The 21,070-nt window shown below is 39.0% G+C and carries 16 protein-coding genes and 5 tRNA genes; 11 read left to right on the forward strand and 10 right to left on the reverse strand.

Translation table 11 applies throughout. The features are described from left to right. Positions 1-2: 2 nt before the first annotated feature. From H5183_RS18960 to H5183_RS18985, 6 genes are all read right to left on the reverse strand, one after another. Positions 3-1,403 (reverse strand): efflux transporter outer membrane subunit, encoded by a 1,401-nt coding sequence (locus tag H5183_RS18960; RefSeq protein WP_182732441.1) that lies wholly within the window; start codon positions 1,401-1,403, stop codon positions 3-5. A 513-nt stretch (positions 1,404-1,916) separates the two neighbouring features. After that, positions 1,917-1,992 (reverse strand) — tRNA-Phe (locus H5183_RS18965). A 134-nt stretch (positions 1,993-2,126) separates the two neighbouring features. After that, positions 2,127-2,202 (reverse strand) — tRNA-Thr (locus tag H5183_RS18970). Positions 2,203-2,260: 58 nt separating this feature from the next. Then, positions 2,261-2,336, reverse strand: a tRNA-Phe gene (locus H5183_RS18975). A gap of 50 nt (positions 2,337-2,386) precedes the next feature. Further along, positions 2,387-2,462: transfer RNA gene (locus H5183_RS18980), tRNA-Thr, on the reverse strand. Positions 2,463-2,534: 72 nt separating this feature from the next. Then, a tRNA-Phe gene (locus tag H5183_RS18985) sits at positions 2,535-2,610 on the reverse strand. A 513-nt stretch (positions 2,611-3,123) separates the two neighbouring features. Here H5183_RS18985 and H5183_RS18990 point away from each other — a divergent pair. Next, positions 3,124-5,895, forward strand: a complete 2,772-nt coding sequence (locus H5183_RS18990) for a hybrid sensor histidine kinase/response regulator (RefSeq protein ID WP_145237540.1) — start codon at positions 3,124-3,126, stop codon at positions 5,893-5,895. A 49-nt stretch (positions 5,896-5,944) separates the two neighbouring features. Here H5183_RS18990 and H5183_RS18995 read toward each other — a convergent pair whose 3' ends face one another. Further along, positions 5,945-6,217: an oxidative damage protection protein gene (locus H5183_RS18995; protein WP_145237543.1), complete on the reverse strand. Its 273-nt coding sequence runs from the start codon at positions 6,215-6,217 to the stop codon at positions 5,945-5,947. A gap of 30 nt (positions 6,218-6,247) precedes the next feature. Further along, positions 6,248-7,315 carry an A/G-specific adenine glycosylase gene (gene mutY, locus H5183_RS19000; protein ID WP_220496349.1) on the reverse strand — a complete coding sequence of 356 codons (1,068 nt, stop codon included), beginning with the start codon at positions 7,313-7,315 and terminating at the stop codon, positions 6,248-6,250. Between the two features lie 166 nt (positions 7,316-7,481). On the opposite strand from mutY, the gene trmB reads away from it, so the two are divergent. From trmB to arcA, 5 genes are all read left to right on the forward strand, one after another. Continuing rightward, the gene (gene trmB, locus H5183_RS19005) at positions 7,482-8,207 is read left to right on the forward strand and encodes a tRNA (guanosine(46)-N7)-methyltransferase TrmB (protein WP_145237549.1); all 726 of its coding nucleotides are present in this window, start codon (positions 7,482-7,484) and stop codon (positions 8,205-8,207) included. A 33-nt stretch (positions 8,208-8,240) separates the two neighbouring features. After that, complete coding sequence (gene rsmC / locus H5183_RS19010; protein ID WP_145237552.1) at positions 8,241-9,266, forward strand: 16S rRNA (guanine(1207)-N(2))-methyltransferase RsmC; 1,026 nt, start codon at positions 8,241-8,243, stop codon at positions 9,264-9,266. A gap of 147 nt (positions 9,267-9,413) precedes the next feature. Beyond that, entirely contained in the window at positions 9,414-11,039 is a 1,626-nt protein-coding gene (locus H5183_RS19015; RefSeq protein WP_145237555.1) for a sensor histidine kinase, read from the forward strand. After that, entirely contained in the window at positions 11,036-11,560 is a 525-nt protein-coding gene (locus H5183_RS19020; RefSeq protein ID WP_145237558.1) for a YfiR family protein, read from the forward strand. Before H5183_RS19015 ends, H5183_RS19020 begins: the two co-directional genes overlap by 4 nt. A gap of 108 nt (positions 11,561-11,668) precedes the next feature. Beyond that, positions 11,669-12,385, forward strand: a complete 717-nt coding sequence (gene arcA, locus H5183_RS19025; protein ID WP_016709833.1) for a two-component system response regulator ArcA — start codon at positions 11,669-11,671, stop codon at positions 12,383-12,385. Positions 12,386-12,412: 27 nt separating this feature from the next. On the opposite strand, the gene arcB is transcribed toward arcA, so the two are convergent. Continuing rightward, positions 12,413-14,737, reverse strand: a complete 2,325-nt coding sequence (arcB, locus tag H5183_RS19030) for an aerobic respiration two-component sensor histidine kinase ArcB (RefSeq protein ID WP_145237561.1) — start codon at positions 14,735-14,737, stop codon at positions 12,413-12,415. A 213-nt stretch (positions 14,738-14,950) separates the two neighbouring features. Here arcB and folE2 point away from each other — a divergent pair, with 213 nt between their 5' ends. The 4 genes from folE2 (at position 14,951) to H5183_RS19050 (ending at position 18,315) form a co-directional block, all read left to right on the forward strand. After that, entirely contained in the window at positions 14,951-15,871 is a 921-nt protein-coding gene (gene folE2, locus H5183_RS19035) for a GTP cyclohydrolase FolE2 (protein WP_182732442.1), read from the forward strand. A gap of 91 nt (positions 15,872-15,962) precedes the next feature. After that, positions 15,963-16,556: a DUF2726 domain-containing protein gene (locus H5183_RS19040; RefSeq protein ID WP_145237569.1), complete on the forward strand. Its 594-nt coding sequence runs from the start codon at positions 15,963-15,965 to the stop codon at positions 16,554-16,556. 102 nt (positions 16,557-16,658) lie between these two features. Then, on the forward strand, positions 16,659-17,366 hold the full coding sequence (mtnN, locus tag H5183_RS19045; RefSeq protein ID WP_182717012.1) for a 5'-methylthioadenosine/S-adenosylhomocysteine nucleosidase: 708 nt from the start codon (positions 16,659-16,661) through the stop codon (positions 17,364-17,366). A gap of 1 nt (position 17,367) precedes the next feature. Beyond that, entirely contained in the window at positions 17,368-18,315 is a 948-nt protein-coding gene (locus H5183_RS19050) for a cobalamin biosynthesis protein (RefSeq protein ID WP_182732443.1), read from the forward strand. 63 nt (positions 18,316-18,378) lie between these two features. Here the strand turns inward: H5183_RS19050 and tyrS are convergent, their stop codons facing one another. Then, positions 18,379-19,578: a tyrosine--tRNA ligase gene (gene tyrS, locus H5183_RS19055; RefSeq protein WP_145237578.1), complete on the reverse strand. Its 1,200-nt coding sequence runs from the start codon at positions 19,576-19,578 to the stop codon at positions 18,379-18,381. A gap of 150 nt (positions 19,579-19,728) precedes the next feature. On the opposite strand from tyrS, the gene H5183_RS19060 reads away from it, so the two are divergent. Next, the gene (locus H5183_RS19060; RefSeq protein ID WP_145237580.1) at positions 19,729-21,042 is read left to right on the forward strand and encodes a peptidoglycan DD-metalloendopeptidase family protein; all 1,314 of its coding nucleotides are present in this window, start codon (positions 19,729-19,731) and stop codon (positions 21,040-21,042) included. Positions 21,043-21,070 lie beyond the last annotated feature (28 nt).

Genomic DNA, 21,070 nt, shown 5'->3' on the forward strand with positions numbered 1-21,070 from the left:
AATTATTGCTCAGTTGACTCGTTGGTTGGCTGTGAAAAATCGCCACCAAGGGCAATATGGAGATTAATTCGGTTAATAATTAATTGGTTCTTAATTTCAATGACAGAGCTTTGTGCGTCAAAGGACCTATCTTGCGCATCGAGTACCGTAGTGTAAGTTACTAAGCCACTTTGATATTGCTCAAAAGAAAGTTGCTCTGCTGCAATGGCATTTTCTTGTGCCTTAAGTGTAGCTAAGTAGCGAATTTGCAAAGATTGCTCTTGCGAAATAGCTGTTTCCACCTCATTAAATGCATCATATAGACTGGCTAAATATACTTGCTCCTGACGTAACACAGCTAAACGGGCAGCTTCTTCATCAGCACTTAGCCTACCAGCATCAAAAAGTGGCGAAGAAATACTACCCACTAATGACCATGCTAAGTTTGATGGTGAAAATAAATCACTGACACGATCAGCACTGTCACCTAACGTAGCGCTCAGATTTAAACTTGGAAAACGCTGCTTGTGAGCATAAGCTAAATTAGCATCAGTACTTAATAATTGATACCAGCTCGCCATTAAACTTGGTTTACGTGTGATAAGCTCTGACGGTAAACCTAAAGGGATAGATTTATTTAATAGAGGTAAGTCAGCCTCAACACTTAAAGCACCGCGCGGGTAGTCGCCAGTTAAACGCTCTAAAGCGCGAATTGCTTGACTGAGAGTGGCTTTTTGACCAGCAATACGTGAACGCTCATTGTTTAACTCATTACGCGTTAAATAAACATCTAAGGCATCATTTATACCTTGACGATAACCCGACTCAATAATTGCTAGGTTCTGCTCTGCGTTTTTTTCTCGTTGCTGGTACAGCGCCAATAATTTTTGCGCCGTTATTACATTAAACCAACCACTGACCACATCACCTACTAAGCGTTGTTTTGCTTGTTGAAAATTTGCCTGCTGCGCTAGAAAATCAAGGTTTGCCTGGCGCTGCGCATCAGAAAGCTTGCCCCATAAATCAACTTCATAATTAAGTGTTAAATTTGCTGAACTGACATTGCTATAACTAACTGGACGATTGTTTTTACTGCGATTAGTTCGCGCAGATAAATCTAAACTCGGCCAAAGAGCCGCGCCCGACGCAATTAATTGCTGCTGTTTAATTGCAACATCATACCCAGATTGTAAAATCTCTTGGTTACTTGCTAATGCTTGGTCAACCAATGCAAATACCTGTGGGTTTTCTAATTGTTGAAGCCAATTATCTTCAACCTTAAATGCTGACGCCTTTGCTTGTTGCCATTGCTCAGGAGCATTTGCTGTATGTTGCACTCGTTCAGTTGGATTTAGCTGATTGCTGCATGCACTGAGCAGCAAGGCACTGACTACCACTAAACTCGGCTTAAGTTGCCAAATCATATAAAAACCTGAATTACTTATATTTATGAGTGTAATTCAAGCACCAGTTCACAGATAGCTCAACTGACTTTACATAACATTACAAATATCACAATAAAGAGTCGTTTTTGAGGGTTGAGTTTGCCAATTTATATTTACTAGTGGGAAATGCAAGCCGGTGTTTACGTTTAGAAAGTCAAGCTTGCCTTAATACCAATCGTTTTAAGTTACTGACCATTTGATAACAAGGCATAAATTTTGACATCTAGTTGTTCTGCATGAAAAATTTATAACACAGTTAGCGCTTTGTTTAGCTCGCTAGAATAGTTAAATATTTAAGTCGATTGGTATAAATTATAAGATCGCTAGTTTGCACGTTATTTATAAAAGGCGCGAGTTTTTGAGATTAAAGATTACAAATTAAAGAATGGTATTGTACAAGAGTCAGAATTGACGCTGTTTTTCTTCGTAAACTGCTAGCTTAGTTTATTTCAGATACAAAAAAGCCCTGCAAATGCAGGGCTTTGATATAAATGGTGCCTCGACCCGGAATCGAACCAGGGACACGAGGATTTTCAATCCTCTGCTCTACCAACTGAGCTATCGAGGCACATAAACTGTGCAGATTAATTGTTAAATTAAACACTTAATCTAAATAAATGGTGCCGACTAACCGAGTCGAACTGATAACCTGAACGAATTACTGATTACAAGTCAGTTGCTCTTTCAAATTATCTAAATAAATGGTGCCGACTAACCGAGTCGAACGGTTGACCTACTGATTACAAGTCAGTTGCTCTACCAGCTGAGCTAAGTCGGCACACTAAACTGTGTGCTAAGGCACGTTTCAATTTTAAAGATTGATAACTTTTAATAAATGGTGCCTCGACCCGGAATCGAACCAGGGACACGAGGATTTTCAATCCTCTGCTCTACCAACTGAGCTATCGAGGCACATTAACTGTGCAGATTAGTTGTTAAATTAAACACTTAATCTAAATAAATGGTGCCGACTAACCGAGTCGAACGGTTGACCTACTGATTACAAGTCAGTTGCTCTACCAGCTGAGCTAAGTCGGCACACTAAACTGTGTGCTAAGGCACGCGTAATAATGTTTTAATCATTTGATTTAAACACCACTACTTAAATAATGGTGCCCAGAGGCGGAATCGAACCACCGACACGAGGATTTTCAATCCTCTGCTCTACCGACTGAGCTATCTGGGCAATTTCAGTATTAATAAAAAATCACAAAGGATTTTCAATGCAATTCCCACTTAGCTCTACTGACTTAGCTATCTGGGCGATTTCAGTTTTAATAAAAAATCACAAAGGATTTTCAATACAATTCCCACTTAGCTCTACTGACTGAGCTATTTGGGCAATTTCAGTTTTAATAAAAAATTATAAAGTGTTTTTATACACTTTCCGCTTAGCTCTACTGACTGAGCTATCTGCGTGTGCGGCGTATTAAACTGGTTTTGCCCTTTCAAGTCAACTTTTTTTTTATTCTTTATAACTGTTTGCACGGTTTTTCAACAAACTGTTTAATAAACGTAAAAAACGCTGTTTATTACAACAGCTGTTTGTAGTTTAACGTAACTGTCTATTAATTTAGGCTCCTTGTAAACAACAGCACTAAAAACGTAGTGAATTATTTCTGGTAAATGGTAGGATTGATTTCCAGTACACAAGCGACTGTTTAGATTGCGGTTGATAATAGATTAAGTTGGATAATAAATGCAGAGTAAATTTTCTTCTCCTGTAAAAGGGCTGTTACCTCTTTTTATACTAATAAACTTAGCCGTAACAGCACTCGCTGTGGTTGCTTATTCTTTTTACCCTAGTAACACTGAAGACTCAAAAGCACCACCAAGTTCACTAAGCTTAATAACGTTAGCTGAGCAATTAGACACACCTTTGGTTAATGCATTGACTCGAACAGGACAAGATAATGCCACTCAACTACTAAATTTAAGCGCTTCGCTAAATAATCAATTTGATTACTACTTATATAGATATACACCTACGGCTCAAACACAATTGGTTTTTGCCAGTAATAAACCAGCAATTGCACCGCTAAAACTTGATCAACATTTAGCTGAGCAAGGTATTATCCATCATCAATTAAATTTAAATGATCAACCCGTTGGTGAATTAATCATTAAACAAAAAATCACTGCCCCCCCTCTACTGCCAAATTATTCCATCGTGCTTGCATTGGCTATTGCAGGAGTTGCTGGAGTAAGTTTATTTTTACTAGCGCTGTTTTTTAACGTTTATCTTAATACGCGGATCCGCAAAAGTAGTGACACTCTTGCACATGAATTAGAGAGCATCACTAAATCTGGCAGTTACAATACACATATCGACGAACAATTAGATATCGGCCTTGGCGTTGTAGCTAAAAATATCAATCAACTATTACAGCAAGTACAAGATGCTATCAATAGTAATGACGTAGCCCAAAAAGATTTGCAAAAACTGCAAAGCAGTCTGGAAACTGAAGTGCAAAACCGCACTTTAGCGCTTGAAAAAGCGAGCCATAGAGCTGAGCAAGCTAGCGAAGCCAAAACCACGTTTTTAGCAACTATGAGCCATGAAATACGCACCCCAATGAATGGCGTTATTGGCACCATTGATTTACTGAGACAAACAGATCTCAATGGCGCTCAGCATCGCCTAAGTACAATTATTCGTGAATCAGCCTTTTCACTATTGGGGATTCTGGATGATATTTTAGATTTTTCAAAGATTGAAGCGGGTAAACTAAATATCGACCCAACTCCTTTTTCGGTCTCGGATACTATTGAGGAAGTTGCCAGAGTATTATCATCGGTTGCAAAAAAACGTCAGCTTGATTTAGAGCTAGCTATAGCACCTGATATACCAGTTAATTTAATTGGTGATACTGTTCGCGTTCGCCAAGTACTTTATAACTTATGTAGTAATGCAATTAAATTTACTAGCACCGATGAAAATCGTCTAGGTCAGGTACGCATTGCTGTAGAAGTGGCACAAAATACTGCAGACCATTTTACTCTGCGTTTTAGCGTCAGCGACAATGGTAAAGGTATGAGCCAAGCTCAACTGCGTGAAATATTCAATCCATTTATTCAAGCTGAAGGATCAATTACCCGTGAGTACGGTGGCACAGGCCTAGGTTTATCTATTTGTAAAAGTTTAACCGAGTTAATGTTAGGGTCCATTAGTGTTACCAGCGATATAGGTATTGGTAGTGACTTTGTGGTGGAATTGCCATTTAGTACTGAAAACACCATAAAGTATGCCCATAAAGGTGCGTTGAAAGATCATTCTGTAATACTCATCACTGAGCATCAAAGCAGAAAACAAACGCTTTCTCGTTATTTATCATTTATGGGGGCAAACACAATTACGGCGCAAACGGTGCAAGAAATTGAACAATCTCAAGATAACCCTGGCGTTATCTGGGTGCTTGATGGGATCGATTCAATGGATAGCATTAATTACTTATTACGCCGTTTACTGTACACCCTTGAAGATAATAACCAACAGGTGATCGTACTTAGTAAATTAGATGAAGCCGCAATAAATCATAAAAACATCTTCTATCTCAATGCGTCACCATTGTGTAAGTCAAACTTTATGATGTCGTTATTGGTTGCTGCGGGGCTGCATACACCAAAACAAGTTAAACCTGTTAAAACCCTTAATAATTATTTAAATATTGAACAAGCACGTGAAGAAAACAAACTCGTGCTACTTGTTGAAGACAATGTTTTGAATCAACAAGTACTTACCGATCAACTACATTTACTTGGGTTTGGCGTTGAAGTTGCTGATAACGGCGAGCAAGGTTTAAAAATGTGGCAAAGCGGCCGTTACCCGTTAATTTTAACTGATTTACATATGCCTAAAATGTCAGGTTACGACATGGTTGAAAAAATTCGCGACGAAGCTGCACAACTTGAAGACATCAACGCTCAGCCTTATGTTATTGCAATAACAGCAAATGCCTTAAAGGGTGAAAAAGAACGCTGTTTAAATGCTGGTATTAACGATTTCATTACTAAACCAGTTGAATTAAATACGCTAGAGGCAACTCTTAATAGTTGGAGTGAAAGCAAGCAAGGACCGATTACGGCTTCTCCTAATAAGCCGTCAGCACCAATTAACTTTGAAATGCTCGCTAAATACATAAACAATGATGAAGCAAAGCAGTTACGATTCTTTAAAATGTACTTAGAGCAAAGCCATACGTTAGCTAAAGACATTAACACAGGGGTAATGACCAGTGATAAAGAAATAATAATTGCAGCTTGCCACCAACTTAAATCTATATCAAAAACAATTGGCGCAGAAAAAGTAGCTGAGCTAGCTGCTGACTTTGAAGATAACTGTAAAGAACAAGACTTAACCAGTGATCAACTAATTGAACTGCGTGACAACTTAGAGATTGAGTACTCCCGTGTTGCGCAGTTTTTAAAAGAGCAAGTTAGTAATGCCCAAGAGCAAGATGATCTGATTTAATTCAAGCAGTAAAAAAGGGCTTATTGCCCTTTTTATTCGCATGTGAAAATTATTTTTCTGGCGGACGGTAGCCTTCGATTTCTACATCTTTATCTTCGAACAAAAAGCCAACCATTTGCTCTTCTAGAAAAGTACGATGCTCTGGATCCATCATATTTAAATGCTTTTCATTGATCAGCATTGTTTGCTTGTGCTGCCACTGTGCAAATGCTTCTTTAGAAATATTATTAAAAATCCTTTCACCCAACTCACCAGGGTAAAGTTGGAAACCAAGCCCTTCGGCTTCTTTTTGTAACTTTTGACAAAATACAGTGCGTGCCATGATTGCTCTCTTGTGCTCTTAGAAACGATATCAGTTAGTGTAAACTATTGTAGCAATTTGTTTAACTAGCTTTTTAGTTGGGGCGGCTAAACCAACCTCTATTGACTGGTCCAACGGGTACCAAACTAGTTGTCGCTCATTCACCACATCAGGCACTTTATGCAAAGTGACTACATGCGGATTAATAGTTAATTCAAAGTGCGAAAATATATGCGTAAAAGGCTCAATTGGCACAGTTGTAACAGCAAGCCCTTGCTGCGCTAAAAAAGTATCTAACTGAGATTTTTGCTCAAATTCAAAAAAACTAAATAAACCGCCCCATATTCCTGAGTTAGGCCTTTTTTCCATCAATACTTGATCATTACATTGAATAATTAATTGATGGCACACTTTCTTTGGCACTGCTTTTTTAGGTTTTGAATGAGGGAACTGTTTTACCTGCTCAGTCTTATACGCTCCACAACGCGAACGCAACGGGCAAGGTTGGCAGTCAAACTTGCTACGTGAGCAAAGGCTTGCTCCTAAATCCATCATTGCTTGGTTAAACTCAGTCACTTGTTTTGCTGGAGTTAACTGCTCTGATAGTTGCCATAATTGGTTTTCAACTTTTTTGACTCCGTACCAACCTTCAATCATAAAAAATCTGGCAAGCACACGTTTTACATTACCATCTAATATAGGATGATGTTGGCCAAGAGAAAGCGATAAAACAGCTCCTGCAGTCGATCGCCCAATTCCTGGCAAAGCGACAACCTCGTCTAACGTTGTTGGAAACTCACCTTTGTATTGATCTCGAATTATCTTTGCGGTTTTATGTAAATTGCGAGCTCGAGCATAATAGCCCAATCCGGTCCAGTTATGCAGCACGTGATCTTCATCTGCATTTGCTAAAGCGATAATATCTGGAAAACTTTGCATAAACTTTTCAAAGTAAGGAATAACTGTGACTACCTGAGTTTGTTGCAACATCACCTCAGACACCCACACCTTGTAAGGTGTTTTATTTAATTGCCAAGGTAAGGTTTTACGCCCATGTAATTCATACCAATCGACTACTTGCTGAGAAAACCAGCTTGCTTCACTGTTGTTTAACTTCAAAATAATTACTTTTTAAACCCGACTCTTAATGGCGCTCAGTCTATTGCAGTGAGTTAAAATATCAAGTTATAAACATACACAAAAGATAAGGCCTTGTGATCAACGCCGTGGTCAGGGATAATACGCCACCATTTTAAGACATGTTGTTTTCATCAGGCCAAAATATATGAGTGATTCAAGTAACGATAACCTTGAGCAAGCGATGCAAGAAGGTAAATATATTCGTACCATTCGCAGTTTTGTTAAGCGCGAAGGTCGTTTAACCAAAGGACAAGCTGCGGCAATTGAAAAATGCTGGCCAACCATGGGGCTTGAACATCAACAAGGCATGCTTGATCTAGCCCAAGTATTTGGTAATGACAACGACGTTGTTTTAGAAATTGGTTTTGGCATGGGTAAATCATTGGTCGAAATGGCCAAGAGCGCACCACACCTTAACTTTATTGGTATTGAAGTACACCGCCCAGGTGTTGGCGCATGTTTAATGGATGCTGATGAAGCAGGCATTACAAACTTACGTATTTTTGAGCATGACGCTGTTGAAGTATTTGCTGATTGTATTGCAGAGGGCAGCATTACTACGGTGCAACTATTCTTCCCTGACCCATGGCATAAAAAACGCCACCATAAGCGTCGTATTGTGCAACCTGCATTTGTAGAGAGCTTGCGTAGCAAATTAAAAATTGGCGGTGTATTCCATATGGCAACAGATTGGGAAAACTACGCTGAACATATGCTTGAAGTAATGCAAGCAGCGGAGCATTTTAAAAACCAATCTGAGACTAACGATTATGTACCACGTCCTGATTTACGTCCCTTGACGAAATTTGAGCAACGCGGCCATCGTTTAGGTCATGGCGTTTGGGATTTAATGTTCGAGCGTATTAGCTAAATTAATCAAAACAACTTTAAGGCAAAGCCATTTATGAGCGCATTAACTAATCCAAGTTCACTTTTACTACGCAATAGTGCAAACCTAATGGCGGACTCTATTTTAGTAGTTAATTTTGTGCAAGATGGCTTTTTGTCACAACTGCGCCAGTTAAATCCAAACAGCAAGATCAGCGCTTTTAGTTACAACCATGCTAATGGTGAGTTTGCTAAAAATATCAACAGTATTGATGTTTGTGTTAGCCATGAGATAGCCGGTCAACACTTTGACCTCGTTATTTATTATTACCCAAAAGCAAAACCTGAAGCATTGATGACGTTGGACAATATTCGCGCGGTTATCAACCCAGACGCTGAGTTACTGGTGGTTGGTGAAAATAAAAGTGGTGTGAAATCGATTGAAAAGCAATTTAGTAGCCACTGTGAATACAGCAATAAAATCGATAGTGCCCGCCATTGTGCTTTGTATTTATTCACCGAGATAAAAACCTTAGCTGAGTTTGTTATTACTCGTTACCATAAGCAATTTAATGTTGATGTTGCTGGCGTTAGTTTTAATGCCATCAGCGTACCTGGTGTATTTAATCACGGTGAACTTGATGGCGGTACTAAAATACTGTTAGAGAATGCACCTGTAATTAAATCTGGCAATGTACTGGATTTTGGCTGTGGCGCGGGTCTTATTGCGACCTTCTTAGGTTTAAAAAATCCAGCTTTGAATTTTACCTGTACGGATGTTAGTGCTCTTGCAGCTTATGCAACCACGCAAACATTGGCACTTAACGGTGTTAACGGTAGCGCTTTACTGAGTGATGGGTTAGCAAATGTAACTGGAAAATTTGAGCTTATTATTTCAAATCCACCATTTCATACCGGTATTGCCACTGATTATACTGTTGCTGAACAGTTTTTAAGTGGTGCTAAACAGCACTTGACTAAGCAAGGCAAGTTAACCATTGTTGCAAACTGCTTCTTGAAATACCCGCCAATTCTAGAAGCTCAGTTCGGTAGTTATCAAGTAGTACACAAAACCAATAAGTTTTCAGTGTATAGCAGTTAATTGCTGCTATAACCTCACAAACGCTGCCAAATAATATAAATGGCAGCTTTTCAACAAAGTTATTATATTTTTTAGTCACTTTGATAGGTCTTTGCTAGACTTACAGCAACTAGATAAAAATTAAATAACTTGGCCTTCATTACAATAATGTCTAAATCAACATCGCCAACAAGTATTCGCAAAGCACTGATAAGCGCAGTCATGCTTGTTACTGCCTTGTGTTTATCGTTATCTATTTCTATTTCAACCTACCTAGATGTCAAAGAGCAAAAGCAATTAATCGTCAACAAGCTCAATATTCTCGCTGAAATAATCGCTTTTAATGCACAAGTAAGTGTACTGTTTGATGATAGGAAAACCGAAGAGCAACGCCTTAAATCTTTCGAAAAAATTCCACTCATTAAAAACATACATATTTATGCAATCGACGAAATATCAAATAAAGCAGTATTTTTTACCAGTTTCAATGCACGAAAAACCCCACCAGTGCCACTTCGAGTTGATAGTATTGAGCAACTTCAAGAACCTAGAATCACTGAAGACTACATAGAGCTAATCAAACCAATTACTTACGAAGGTGATATTAAGGGTTATGTGTATATTCGTGGTGGCTTAGAGCGCCTTAACGCCTATATTAACCAAAAAATTCTTATTGATATCCTTTTAACGCTATTCGTTTTAATACTGGTTTATTTTGTCGCAAAACGAATTCAAAAGCGTATTGCCGACCCCATTGACCAATTAAGTACGTTGCTGCAAGATGTTTCGAAAAATCATAATTATAGCGCCCGAGCTCCGAAAACTAATATTACCGAAGTCAATATGCTTTCGAATAGTTTAAATATCATGCTAACTCGCACACAAAATCAAATAGAGCGTCATAAGAATGATAAGCAAGAAATTAAACAGTTAAACCAAAGCCTAGAAGAAAAAGTAAATCAACGTACAATCGCACTCCGAGAGGCAAATCAAGAGTTGCTAACAACCCTTGAGCGAATGCATCAATACCAAAACCAAATTGTTGAAAGTGAAAAAATGGCCTCTTTAGGGCAGATGGTTGCAGGTGTTGCACATGAAGTAAATACACCGATTGGTTTAGGGATCACTGGTTCTACCCTGCTTCGCGATAAACTGGCAGAAATAAGTCTAGGGTTTGAGCAAAAAACCTTAACCTCAAACCAATTGAAGCGCTTTATCGACAATGGCATAGAAAACTTAGACCTTATCTATCGAAATTTAAATCGTGCTGCGGAACTGGTATCCAGCTTTAAAAAAGTAGCAGTAAACCAAGATGGTGAGCTTAATTCGCTGATCAATATGCATGATCTTATAACTAACGTAATGCTTTCTATGCGTACTGAACTAGAGATCAAGGCTCCTAAAATCGTTATTCATTGTTCTGAACAATTGATGATCGAAAGTAAAGCGGGTCCCCTACAACAGGTATTACAGCAATTATTAAGTAACTCGATAATCCACGGCTTTAAAGATAATAAAAATAACGAAATAGAAGTCACAGTGGAACGTAACGAAAGTAGCTTGATCATCAACTATTACGATAATGGTATCGGAGTTGATAAAAGCGTTAAAAAACGCATTTTTGATCCCTTTGTTACCACTAAGCGCGGCGAAGGTGGCAGTGGTTTAGGTATGCATTTAGTTTACAATTTAGTCACACAAGCATTAGGAGGCAGTGTTTACTTTGATGATCAAAATATAGAAGGTACGCGCTTTATAATTACCTTGCCATTAACAGAGGCAAGTAAAGTATGAGATTAACAGGTTTATTACTGGCTCTGATGCTGCTGTTTCCTACCTTTTTACAGGCCAAATCCCCTGAACAAGTCAAATCGGCGTTCCTATTTCAGATTGCAAAATTCGTCGAGTTCCCTAAAGTTAACAATAAACAGGCTGTGACTTTTTGTTTTTATGACGTTGAACATGGGATTGGTGAGCTATTAAAGGATAATTCGAATCTTAAAATTAACGATATACCGATTGAAACCGTATTAATTAATAAAAAACAGCAAATTTCTGAACTTTCTCGCTTTTGTGATATCACATACATTGATGAAACAATGGAAGATGATATAATTCCACTTTGGATCGATACCATTTCATTAAGTACCTTAACAGTTGGTGAGAGTATCAGTTTTTTAGAAAAAGGAGGCGTTGTCTCTTTGGTCCAAGAAGGGAATAAAATCCGACTGTATATCAATAAGCAGCAGTTGTTGCGCAGCAGTTTTAAAGTGCAATCTCGGTTATTAGCTGTTTCTAAATTTCATCCGAATTGATTTTACTTGTTAACAATTGGATATACTCCTATAATCACTAGTATTCGGTTTTATAATACAATACCGAATTAATTGTAAATAAAATATTCCGAAAAAGGTTAATTAATAATGCAAACGCCAGTCATTCTGATTGTAGAGGATGAAGACGTAACTCGACTAAACCTCGTTAGTTTATTTGAAGCTGAAGGTTACAAAGTTATTGAAGCCATTGATGGCGATGACATGCATGACAAGCTTACAAATAATGATGATGTGAACCTTGTAGTTATGGACATCAACCTGCCAGGCAAAAACGGGCTAATACTAGCGCGTGAATTACGTCAAAAGCGTAACGTTGGACTTATTTTCCTAACCGGTCGTGATAATGATGTAGACCGTATTTTAGGCCTAGAAATTGGCGCGGACGACTATATTACTAAGCCGTTCAATCCTCGTGAATTAACTATTCGTGCTCGTAACTTGCTTTCTCGTACTGCCCTTGGTGGTGAAGAATCAAGCCTTGAAACAAATGGTGTGATCACATTCAATGGCTGGGAACTTGACGAAAATAGTCGCTGTTTAACATCGCCAAATGGTGATGCCAAACGTTTACCTAAAGGTGAATACAGAGCACTGCGTCTAATGCTTGACTCTCCGGGCCGTATTTTCAGTCGTGAGCAACTAATCAAGCATATGACTGGTCGTGAGTTACGTGCGAATGACCGTACCGTTGATGTAACGATCCGTCGTATCAGAAAGCATTTTGAAAGTGATAACAGCACATCTGAGCTTATCAGCACCATCCATGGTGAAGGTTATCGTTTCATTGGTAAAATTGATAGTTAATATCTGTTTTACCAAGTAATGACAGCATTAACGTTCTAATTGCTGTAAGAATAAATGAAGGGCATGTTGCCCTTCATTTATTTTATCTGCCAATATTACTAACCAAGTCTTTAATACTTCATCACTTTCTTCAATAGAACCATGTTCCATGGTCTTAGCGTGTAACTGTACATCATTTAAACCAACTGAACCTGCAGCACCTTTAAGCTTATGTGCTACAGACTTATACTCTTCACGGTCACCAGCTGCTAATGACGTTGCTAACTCTTGCTGATACTGTGGATTTAGCTTTTCAAATAAACTGCTGCTGCGCTTAAATGTTACTATGCCCATCGAATTAACAAAATCTTCAATGGTTTCAACATCAAGTAACTCTACATTGATATTTTCACTGGCTTCTTTGCTAACCGTCAGGCGTGTTTCATCAGACTGTTGTAGATGTTTAATATCAAATAGTTCAGCCAGCATTTTATCAAGCTTCGTGGTATTGATAGGTTTAGCTAATGCGCCTTGAATTGAGATCCCTTGTAACTCTTCTTCGGCGCTACGCACATTAGCCGTAAGCGCGACAATAGGTAACTTATCAAAATGGCTATCGGCACGGATCTGTCTTGCTACTTCATCGCCATTAATATCTGGCAGTTGCATATCTAGCAGTACTAAATCCAGATCATCCTCAGTTTCAACAAACGACAATGCATCTTCACCGGTTTCAGCCCAGATAACTTCATGACCACGTTGCTCAAGTAAGTTAGTGGCGATTTCAGCATTAAGCGGCACATCTTCAACTAGCAAGATATTCAAACTACGGCCAACATAACTTTGTTCAGCCGGAGCGATACAAAGCGCCAGCGGTATTTCAACCACAAAACAGCTGCCCTCTCCTTCGGTACTGCTTACATGTAATTGTCCTTTCATTGCTGTAACCAAAGCCTTGGTGACCGCTAAACCAATACCTGATCCTATCGCATTAGTACCATTTAAATCCGGCGCTTTATAATACATATCAAAAATACGATGTAATTGCTCTTGTGGAATACCTTGCCCGGTATCTGTTACTTTCATGACTAACCACGCGCCATCCGCACGATTTTCCCGAGCACACGCTAATTGAACTTTACCTTTTTGGGTAAATTTAACCGCATTATTTATTAAGTTCCATACCACTTGGCGTAATCGGGTCGGATCTAGCTGCGCATAAATATCCAGCATACCTTTGCGCTTAATTTCAAACTCTAAGTCTTTTTGCTCAGCGATCAATCCTGCAAAGTTAACCACATCATTAATAAAATCAGAGACGTTTATTGAGTCGGTAACAATATCGAGTTGTTCGCGATCTATCTTATCTAAATCTATAATATCATTAAAAATATTTCCTAATGTTTCAGCACTAGAAAATACGGTGTTACACCAACTACGTTGCTGCTTATCCAAGTCGGTGTCTAGTAACATACGGGTTAAACCCACAATACCATTGAGTGGAGTTCGTAATTCATGACTTAGGGTGGCAATAAATTTCCCTTTGTCTTTATAAGCGGTTTCAAGTGCTTGAGCTGCTTCTTTGCGGCTGGTGATATCACGCCCAAATGCTAATAAGCCAATGTAATCACCGTCATCATTAATAAATGGGAGCTTGCGCATTTCAAACCAACGGTTTTCATTGCCTACAGGGTATTCAACATCAAGCGTTAAAGCGGCGTGCGTTTTTTCGACTTTGTTATCAGTTAGTAATACTTCCGGTAAGAATTGCGTTGGGTAAATCTCCTCTGCAGTTTTACCTATTAACTCGTCACTTGATTTCCCCATAACCTCTTCAAACATTTTATTACAGCCGGCAAAAACACCATTGTTATCACGGTAATAAAATAAATCAGGGGATGAATCAACAATAGAGCGCAGTAACATGCCTTGTTGAGCAAGCTCTTGCTGGGTTTTTTTACGTTCAACTATTTCTCGCCTGAGTTCTTCGATTGCACGGTGCTTGGCATGAAATGCCATTTTACGTTCATCTATCTCTACATTTAAGCGATTGATATTATCTTTTAAAGTTTGATTTAATAATTTTTCTTGCTTAGTGGCACTATCTAAATACGCATAGGAAGCATCTAACTGGCGGATTGAATTGATCAACACACTGATAATAATGGGCGACACTACTGCAGTAAAAAATATCACGGCAAGCACATCGACAAGCATCACCTCGCCTACTGCAACATAATAAAACATACACGATAATATTAATGCCAGTACTAATAGTAAGACATAACAAATAGTTGCGGTTTTGAATTCACCAAATCGAGTAATTAAACTAGAAAGTATTCGAGCCCATGGACTCAAAGAGGAATCGATCATATATAAATCTGTCTCTTAGCTATACATATAAGTATATAAAAAATCAGCTGACTACACAGCTATAAAAAAACGACTAGTGTTAGGATTTTAGCACTTTTGCATTAACTATTTTCATGTTCCGCGACGAAAACAGAAAATTTTCATCTACCACGTATTTTTTATTTATTTCGTGTAAAATATTGCGCTTTACAATTGCCAATAACGAGATTTTCCATGCAAAGCAACATGCCCGATATAGCAGATACGGCTCCCGCCTTACAAACAGGTAAATTAGACTGGGTTGGTATGGCTGATATTGAACTGCCTTTTTTATTTGAATCTCGTGATCTTGCGCCTATTAATGTCAACGCTAAAGCTCGTGCTTTTGTTAATCTTCACAAAGAAGACGCAAAAGGTATTCATATGTCGCGGTTATTTTTAGCGCTCGATACCCTGTCAACTGAGCAACACGTTAACCCGCAAACTATTGCACAAGCGCTCGATAGCTTTATCTCTAGTCACACTGGATTAAGCGACCAAGCTAAAATTGAATTTAAGTTTGAACTACCGCTGCGCAGAAAATCACTCCTTAGCGGCAAAGCGGGTTGGAAAAGCTACCCGTTGACCATAGTGGCAAAAATTGACCGCGGTGTACTTAGTTTTGAATTAAGCCTTGATGTAACTTACTCATCAACTTGCCCATGCTCAGCGGCATTAGCTCGCCAACTTATTCAACAAGCCTTTGTTGAAAAGTTTCAGCAGCATACTCTTAGCCATGAAGAAGTGGTCAACTGGCTTGGCAGTACCGATGGCATAATCGCCACACCGCATTCTCAACGCTCTATTGCCAATGTAAAAGTCAAACTAGATAGTAGCATCCGTGAGTTTGATATTTTGAGCTTGATCAATACTCTTGAAGATGAGCTTAAAACCCCTGTACAAGCGGCAGTTAAGCGTGAAGATGAGCAAGAATTCGCCCGTTTAAATGGTCAAAATCTGATGTTTTGTGAAGATGCTGCGCGTAAAATCAAAGCCGTGTTAGAAGATGCACAATACGCCGATTACTGGTTACAAATAAACCATTATGAATCTCTGCATGCCCATGATGCTGTAGCGATTGCAGTAAAAGGAATTGCTGGCGGATACCAGCCATAACTTAGCTGTTATAAAGTGTAACTTCATTACAACTGGGCACGTAAATTGCTAAGTAATTTATAGTGTCAATTTGTTGTTGTGGAGTTACCGTATGGAATTCGCTTTATTATCAATTTTAGTATTAGTCGTAGGGGCATCTGTTGTTGCGTCAAAGTTTACCGATGATGGCGGAAACCCTTACCCATTCACGCGTAAAACCAGTGTATTTACGCAAGTTGAAAGCTCATTCTTAAACCTTTTAGAACGTGCTGTAGGCGATCAATATAAAATTGTTAGCCGTGTAAAATTAATCGATATCATTGATTGTAAAAAAGGTTTATCTGCTAAAGCTAAACGTGCTGCAATCGCTAAAGCAAAAAACAAACAACTGGATTATGTGCTGATTGATAAAGAAAAGATGACGATTGTGGCAGCGGTTGACTTAGTAAACAACGCCAATAAAGATGGTCATAAAGCACAACGAGACTGGTTTGTTAATGGTGCACTTGAAGCTGCTGGCATTCCACATATCCGTATGAAAGTTAAATCTGGCTATCGGCCATCAGAAGTACGCGAAGCAATTATGTTTAAGCTTGGCAAGCCGACAGCACAAAGTAGTCGCCCGACACGCAACCGTGTTACTAAGCCGGCGGTACTATCTCCTTCGCAAGCTAAAGCCCATTCCACAGCTTTAGCTGAAATATAAGTTTTCTTAAACGATAAAATGCGAGCTTTTAAGCTCGCATTTTTGTTTTTTATCGCTAACTTCACGTATAATCTAAACATCTAATTAGAGGAATTTAAAATTATGAATGTCGGTATTATTGGCGCGATGGAGCCAGAAGTTAAAATTTTGCGTGAAGCAATGCAAAATCCACAAATTCTAACTAAAGCAGGTTTCACTTTTTATACAGGTGAATTAGCTGGTAACACTGTGACTTTAGTGCAATCAGGTATTGGTAAAGTCGCCTCTAGTATTGCAACAACGTTATTGATTGATAATTTTCAACCAGACTGTGTGATCAACACAGGCTCTGCCGGTGGTTTTGATCCATCTCTGAGTGTTGGCGACGTGGTAATTTCATCTGAGGTACGTCATCATGATGTTGATGTAACCGCTTTTGGTTATGAAATTGGCCAAGTACCACAGATGCCTGCTGGTTTTGCCGCTCACCCTAAATTAATAGAGGCTGCACAACAAAGTGTTGAAAGCATCAGTGACGTGAAGACCCTGATCGGCTTAATTTGTACTGGCGATTCATTTATGTGTGATCCGGTGCGTATTGATAAAGCCCGCGCGGACTTCCCTACTATGTTAGCTGTAGAAATGGAAGGCGCTGCCATTGCACAAGTATGCTTTTCTTTAGCTACACCGTTTGTAGTGATCCGTTCAATGTCTGATATTGCAGGTAAAGAGTCACCACAGTCATTTGAAGAATACCTAGAAACTGCTTCAATAAACTCATCAAAAATGGTGGTCGCATTACTAGAAAAGCTGACTACGGTAACGCTCTAACGTGTTACTCAATTTAGTTCAGCAACATTTGGACTTTATTGTATTTATATTAGCGCTCCTTGCTGAGCGCTTTTTACCTTTGGTAAGCTGGTATCACCCAAATATATTTTTAACTGCGGTATTTAGAGCTCTTGGGAAACGCGTTTTTAGAAAGAGTGAACCTGCAAGTTACCAATATTTGTCATCCTCGTTATGTTTCACCTTAGTCATTTTAGTGATCATGACCTTGGTAGTCTTACTGCTTGAATTCGCCTATTACCCTGAACTATTAGCTGGGTTAATTTTATACCTCTGCCTAGAGTGGCGAAGTGTAGAAAGTAAAGCACTGCGCATTGCACGACTCGTTAAACAAAATCAAAAGTCTACAGCCCGAGAGTTATTAAAACCGCTACTTGCTCGTCAGGTAGATAAATTATCAGGCCCAGGTCTTTGCAAAGCCATCATGGAAACGCTGATCTTAAGAGTTGCTCGTCATTACTTTAGCGTTATTTTCTTTTATCTACTATTTGGCCCTATAGCTGCACTGGCTTATCGCTTACTGACTTTGATCCACCAAGCTTGGCGCAAAGATATTATGCCTAATAGCCCATTTTTAAAATCACTTAGTTGGCTATTATATATTCTTGAGTGGTTACCTACGCGGATATTGGCGCTGACTATTGCAGCAAGTAAAGCCAGTAAATTGAGCATTCATTATATCAAGCATTATGGACGACATTTTTATCAAATAAATAGTGGCTGGTTATTAAGTTGTTGTTCGGCCTCTGTTGGTGTGCAACTCGGTGGCCCTGCCATATACCAAGATACTCGATTTGATAAAATGCGTATTGGTACTGAACGTTTACCGCAGGCTGATGATATTACTGTATTGATCAATCGGCTAAATCAAGCGCGTGGCTTTTGGTTACTGGTTATATTTGGCATCGAAATCATTAAAACAATGTTGTAGATCACAAAGAGTAAAAAACCAGCCGAAGCTGGTTTTTAAAACTGAATCTTCATTCTTTACCTATTAAGCACAGGTAATATTTGCAAACTTACGCTTACCAACTTGATAAATAGCTGTGCTGCCTTTTGCAATTTCAAGCTTAGTATCAGTGACCTTTTCTTCGCCATTGATTTTAACTGCACCTTGTTTGATCATTCGCATAGCTTCTGATGTACTCGCAACTAAGCCTGCTTCTTTAAGCAAGTTAGTAATAAATACGGTATCTTCATCAATCGTTACAGTCATATCTGGGATATCATCCGGTAACGCATTTTTTTGAAAACGTTTAATAAAATCTTCATGCGCACCAACAGCTGCCGCATCGCTGTGAAAACGAGCAATCATTTCTTTTGCTAAATCGATTTTAATATCACGCGGATTAGTACCTTGTGCAACCTTTTCTTTAAGCGCAGCAATTTCGTCAATTGATAAGCTACTTAGCAAATCATAATAACGCCACATCAGCTCATCACTAATAGACATGATCTTACCAAACATATCGTTAGGAGCATCAGTAATACCAATGTAGTTACCTAATGACTTAGACATTTTTTGCACACCGTCGGTGCCCTCAAGTAAAGGCATCATTAATACGGTTTGTGGCTTTTGGCCTTCGTCTTTTTGTAGCTCTCGACCCATTAATAGATTAAAGCGTTGATCAGTACCACCGAGCTCAACATCAGCTTCAAGCGCAACTGAATCCCAACCTTGCACTAATGGATACAAAAACTCATGAATCGCAATTGATTGTCCGCCAGCATAACGCTTTTTAAAATCATCACGTTCTAGCATACGAGCAACCGTTTGACGTGCTGCTAGCTTGATCATACCTGCAGCGCCTAAATTCTCCATCCAAGTTGAATTAAAAGCAACCGTGGTTTTAGCCGGATCAAGAATTTTAAATACTTGTTCTTTATATGTTTCAGCATTTGCCAATACATCTTCACGGGTTAGTGGCTTACGAGTTACATTTTTACCCGTTGGGTCACCAATCATACCGGTGAAATCACCAATTAAGAAAATCACTTCATGACCTAAGTCTTGGAAGGTTTTCATTTTATTAATTAGCACAGTGTGACCTAAGTGTAAGTCAGGTGCAGTTGGATCAAAACCAGCTTTGATCTTTAGCTTTTTACCAGACTTTAGCTTTTCGACTAACTCGTCTTCAATTAATATTTCTTCAGCACCGCGTTTTATCTCTGCTAGAGCGGTTTGTAAGTCCACTATGTATTACTCCAAAAAATTCAGTCAATCTGGTGATTCTAGCGTAAATCCGCGCCAGTTTAAATCTACAAAACACTGGTATTAACGCTTTATTAAGTATATCCTGCAATATTAGTGATTAATTATCTTGACAGCAGGAAAAGGCACGTTATGGTTCGCGTTGTGCACACTCTCCCAAAAAAACACAAATTGCTTATTTTAGGCTTGGTTTCTGCTATTGCTGCTTTAACACTCATTCCTTCAGAAAAAGCCACCGCCTCTAAAGACAATAGCGCTGATGCGTTAGAAATTGGCAAGCGCTACGAATTACAAATTAAAGTTGATGACGTTGAGCAATTAACTGAATTAAATTCGCAAGAAGATGCAGCAAAACTCCCAGAATACGATCTTATCGATTTCGAAGTTAAAAACGGTGACAATTTAGCACTTATTTTCAAACGCGCCGGATTCTCGGCGCAAACCGTTCATAAACTGCTTAATACCAATGCAGAAACACGTAAACTTAGTAAAATTCACCCTGGTGAAACATTAAGCTTTGCTACCGCCGAAGATGGTTCTTTGGCACAGTTACGTTATGTGATTTCAAAAACAGATACCCTGTTCGTTACATTAAATGAAGAAGGTAACTACGATACGTCTATTGATAGTAAAGAAATTGAAACATTAACTAAATCAACAGGCGGAGAAATTACTAACAGCTTTTGGACCTCAGGTATTGCTGCTGGTTTAAGTGAACGGCAAATAATGAACTTTGCTGATATATTCGGTTGGGATGTGGATTTTGCCAATGATATCCGTAAAGGCGATCAATTTGGTTTAATCTATGAATCGCATTATGTTGATGGCGAGTTTATTGGCACAGGTAAAATTATTGCCGCTGAGTTTATTAACCAAGGTCAACGTTACGCGGCTATCCGTCACAGCGATGGTACTTTTTACACGCCTGAAGGGCGTAGTATGAAAAAAGCATTTTTACGTGCACCAGTTAACTTTAAATATATTAGCTCAAGCTTTAATCCGCGTCGCTTACACCCTGTAACAGGACAAGTAAGAGCACACCGTGGGATTGACTACGCAGCTCGTACTGGAACGCCAGTAGTTGCCTCTGGTAATGGTAAAGTAATTAAAGCTGGTTACAGTAAGTATAATGGTAACTATATATTTATTAGTCACGGCACACAGTACGTCACTAAATACCTACACCTTAACAAGAAACTAGTTAAAACTGGTCAAAAAGTTAAGCAAGGTCAAAAAATTGGTACTGTCGGCTCCACCGGTCGTGTAACAGGCGCGCACTTACACTACGAGTTTTTAGTTAACGGCGTTCACCGTAACCCTAAAACGGTTAAGTTACCGAAGTCAGAGCCTCTGCCTCGCGACGAGCTTGCTAAGTTTAAACCAATAGCAGATAACTTCTTAGCGCAGCTAGAGCGCAACCGAGAGCTACAGTTAGCGCTTAAGTAAAGCGGCCCGGCCAGAAAATATAAAACCG

The organism is Pseudoalteromonas sp. SR44-8, assembly GCF_014163635.1.
Taxonomy (GTDB): Bacteria; Pseudomonadota; Gammaproteobacteria; order Enterobacterales; family Alteromonadaceae; genus Pseudoalteromonas; species Pseudoalteromonas rhizosphaerae.